Annotated in this window: 4 protein-coding genes; all 4 read left to right on the top strand. The window is 68.4% G+C overall.

The genetic code is table 11. The annotated features are described in order from the left end of the window. Nucleotides 1-160: 160 nt before the first annotated feature. From NBG84_RS04590 to NBG84_RS04575, 4 genes are read left to right on the top strand one after another with little or no spacing between them, the layout of a single operon-like run. On the top strand, nucleotides 161-1,309 hold the full coding sequence (locus NBG84_RS04590; RefSeq protein WP_250917953.1) for a CaiB/BaiF CoA transferase family protein: 1,149 nt from the start codon (nucleotides 161-163) through the stop codon (nucleotides 1,307-1,309). 32 nt (nucleotides 1,310-1,341) lie between these two features. Next, complete coding sequence (locus tag NBG84_RS04585; RefSeq protein ID WP_250917952.1) at nucleotides 1,342-1,800, top strand: MaoC family dehydratase N-terminal domain-containing protein; 459 nt, start codon at nucleotides 1,342-1,344, stop codon at nucleotides 1,798-1,800. Between the two features lie 39 nt (nucleotides 1,801-1,839). Next, nucleotides 1,840-2,223: a MaoC/PaaZ C-terminal domain-containing protein gene (locus tag NBG84_RS04580; RefSeq protein ID WP_250917951.1), complete on the top strand. Its 384-nt coding sequence runs from the start codon at nucleotides 1,840-1,842 to the stop codon at nucleotides 2,221-2,223. 32 nt (nucleotides 2,224-2,255) lie between these two features. Then, nucleotides 2,256-3,410: an acyl-CoA dehydrogenase family protein gene (locus NBG84_RS04575; protein WP_250917950.1), complete on the top strand. Its 1,155-nt coding sequence runs from the start codon at nucleotides 2,256-2,258 to the stop codon at nucleotides 3,408-3,410. Nucleotides 3,411-3,533 lie beyond the last annotated feature (123 nt).

The following is a 3,533-nucleotide window of genomic DNA, read 5'->3' as shown; positions in this document are numbered from 1 at the left end:
GCCATAACACCGGTCACCCACCCAACCGCACCGGCTGCCAACCACCCACCCTGCACCAGCAGAAGAAAAACGCCACGCAGTCGAGCATCAGGGCCGCATGAACCCGGTCCCGCGCTGACCACAACGGACCCACTCCCCCAGACAAGGAAGTCGCCACTCCATGAGCAGTGAGACCACCAACCGTTCCGGCGCGCTCGCCGGTGTCCGTGTCATCGAAATCGGCGGCGTGGGACCCGGCCCGTTCGCCGGTATGCTCCTTGCCGACCAGGGCGCCGAGGTCATCCGCATCGAGCGCGCCGCGGACGCCGGCAAGCCCTCCGGCCACCCGGTCATTCACCGGGGCCGCCGCTCCATCGCCCTGGACCTCAAGGACCCGGCGAGTGTCGAGGCCGTTCTGAAGATCGTCGAGTCTTCCGACGCGCTGATCGAGGGCTTCCGCCCCGGCGTCGCCGAACGGCTGGGTCTCGGCCCCGAGATCTGCCTGGAACGCAACCCCCGCCTGGTCTACGGCCGGATGACCGGCTTCGGTCAGACGGGCCCGTCGGCCAATCTACCCGGCCATGACATCAACTACATCGCGGTCACGGGCGCCCTCGGCGCCATGGGCAAGGCCGGCGAGAACCCCCCGGTCCCCCTGAATCTGGTCGGCGACATGGGAGGCGGCGGCATACTTCTCGCCTTCGGTCTCACCACCGCCATGCTCCACGCCAGGACGAGCGGTCAGGGCCAGGTCGTTGACGCCGCGATGGTCGACGGCACGGCCGCCCAACTGTCGCTCCTCCTCGGACTGCGCAAGGTCGGGCGCTGGTTCGACGAGCGCGGCGTCAACGCCTTCGACGGCGGCGCCCCTTACTACAACACCTACCGCACCGCCGACGGAAAGTTCATGGCGGTCGGTTCCGTGGAACCGCAGTTCTGGGCCTGCGTCAAGGATGTGCTCGGGCTCAGCGACGAGCCGCTCTTCGCCGAGCAGCTGGACCGCGCGGCCTGGCCGAAGATGATCGCCCGGATGTCGGAGGTCTTCGCGACCCGCACCCGAGACGAGTGGGCCGCCGCGTTCGACGGCAAGGACTCCTGCGTCACCCCGGTGTTCGACATCGTGGAGGCGGCGAACCAGCCGCAGAACACCGAGCGCGCCACCTACTACGAGGAGGACGGCATGATCCAGCCGTCGCCCGCCCCCCGTTTCCTCGGCACTCCGGCCGCCCACCCCGCCCCGGCGCCGGTCATCGGTGCGCACACCCATGAGGTGCTGACGGAGCTCGGCCTGGACGCCGAGACCGTCGAGAGACTCGCACCGCGCGCCTGACTCCCCGTACACCTCTTCCGAAAGGCCATCAGATGCAGCTCTCCCCGTCCATCGTCGGCAGCAGGGTCCCCGAGCATGACGCGCTCGTCGAGCGCGGCCGGCTGCGCTTCTTCGCCAAGGCGACGGGCCAGACCGACCCGCTCTACACCGACCTCGACGCGGCAGAAGCAGCAGGCCACCGCGACCTACCGGTGCCTCCGACCTTCTTCTTCTGCCTGGACATGGACCGTCCCAACCCGTCGGGCTTCTACACCGAGCTGGGCATCGATCCGCGCTCGCTGCTGCACGGCGAAGAGGAGTTCACGTACCACGCGATGGCGTACGCGGGCGACACCCTGCACTTCCGCACGACCGTGACAGACGTGTACGCCAAGAAGGGCGGGGCACTGCAGTTCCTGGTCCGCACCACCGAGGTGACCCGCGACGGCGAGCCGATCGCGACCCTCACCAACAACGTGGTGATCCGCCAGCTTCCCGGCGCCTCCGCCTGACCCACCGATGCCCTCCCACACGACCCCTGGAGACCTGCCATGAAGACCGGCGACACCCTCCCCGCGATGGAACTCCCCCCGATCACCCGCACCACCCTCGCCCTCTACGCGGGCGCCTCGGGCGACCACAACCCCATGCACATCGACCTCGACCAGTGTCGGGCGGTGGGCGTCGACGACGTCTTCGCGCACGGCATGTTGTCCATGGCCTATCTGGGCCGGCTGGTCACCAACTGGGTACCGCAGGAACGCGTCCGCTCCTACAAGGTGCGATTCGCCGCGATCACCCCGGTCAATACCGCCCCGGTCTGCACCGGGACGGTCACCAGCGTGGAGAACGGGCTGGCGCACCTCGATCTCAAGGCCGAACTGCCCGACGGCACGGTGACCCTGCTGGGCAGTGCCGTCGTCACCGCGGGCTGAGCCCCCGCCCGTACGCAACAAGAGGACCTTCCATGAAGCGCACCATCTTCACCGAGGAGCACAAGGCCTTCAGGGCGATGATCAGGGACTTCGTCGCCAAGGAGATCACGCCCCACTTCGAGCAGTGGGAGCGGGACGGACTCGTCCCACGTGAGCTGTACCGCAAGCTGGGCGCGCTCGGCGTGATGGGCTTCGACGTGCCCGAGGAGTACGGCGGCCCCGGCCGGACCAGCTTCACCTACCAGGTCGTCCTCGCCGAGGAGGCTTCCCGTGCCGCTGTTTCCTTCGGTGCCCAGTCGCTGTCCACCGGCATCGTGCTGCCCTACCTCCTGCGCCTCGGCAACGAGGAGCAGAAGCGGCGTTGGCTGCCCGGCATCGTCGAGGGCGATGTGGCCTGCATCGCCATGACCGAGCCGGGCACCGGCTCGGATCTGGCGGGGATCCGATCCCGCGCCGAGCTGTCCGAGGACGGCACCCACTATGTCCTCAACGGGGCCAAGACCTTCATCTCCTGCGCCCGCAACGCCCGGTACTGCGTCGTCGTCGCCCGTACCTCCCCGGCCACCGAGGAGAACCGGCGCGGCGGCCTGAGCCTCCTCGTCGTGGAGACCGACAGCGAGGGCTTCGCGTACGGCCGCAAGCTGGACAAGATCGGTATGCGCACCTCCGACACCTCCGAGCTGTCCTTCACCGACGTCCACGTCCCGGTGGAGAACCTGCTCGGCGAAGAGGGCAAGGGCTTCACCTACCTCGGCCACAACCTGGTCCGCGAACGGCTCATCATCGGTGTCACCGCGGCGGCCACCGCGACCGCCGCGATCGAGTACGCCAAGGAGTACACCCAGCAGCGCCAGGTCTTCGGCAAGCCGGTGGCCTCCTTCCAGAACACCAAGTTCGTCCTCGCCGAGTGCGCCACAGAGGTCGAGGCCCTCCAGGCCACGGTGGACAAGGGCATCGAGTTGGAGGACCGCGGGGAGCTGTCCCCCGCCGACGCCGCGAAGATCAAACTCTTTGGGACCGACGTCGCCGGCCGGGTCATCGACAAGTGCCTCCAACTGCACGGCGGTTACGGCTATATGCTCGAATACCCGATCGCCCGCCTGTACGCCGACACCCGTGTCAGCCGTATCTACGGCGGGACCAACGAGGTCATGAAGGGCATCATCGCCAAGGACCTGGGCCTGTAGGCAACCAGCCGGGAACCACAGCACCTCCGGGGTGCCCCCTACCTTCTGGGGGCACCCCGGAGGCGTCTGCGCCACACCGCCGATGGACGAGTCCGCACAGCATCCAACCCGGTGTGGACCGGG

The organism is Streptomyces albipurpureus (genome assembly GCF_023701525.1).
Classification (GTDB): Bacteria; Actinomycetota; Actinomycetes; order Streptomycetales; family Streptomycetaceae; genus Streptomyces; species Streptomyces albipurpureus.
The sequence above is the reverse complement of the archived record's forward strand: the minus strand, read 5'-3'. Positions and strand labels throughout refer to the sequence as shown.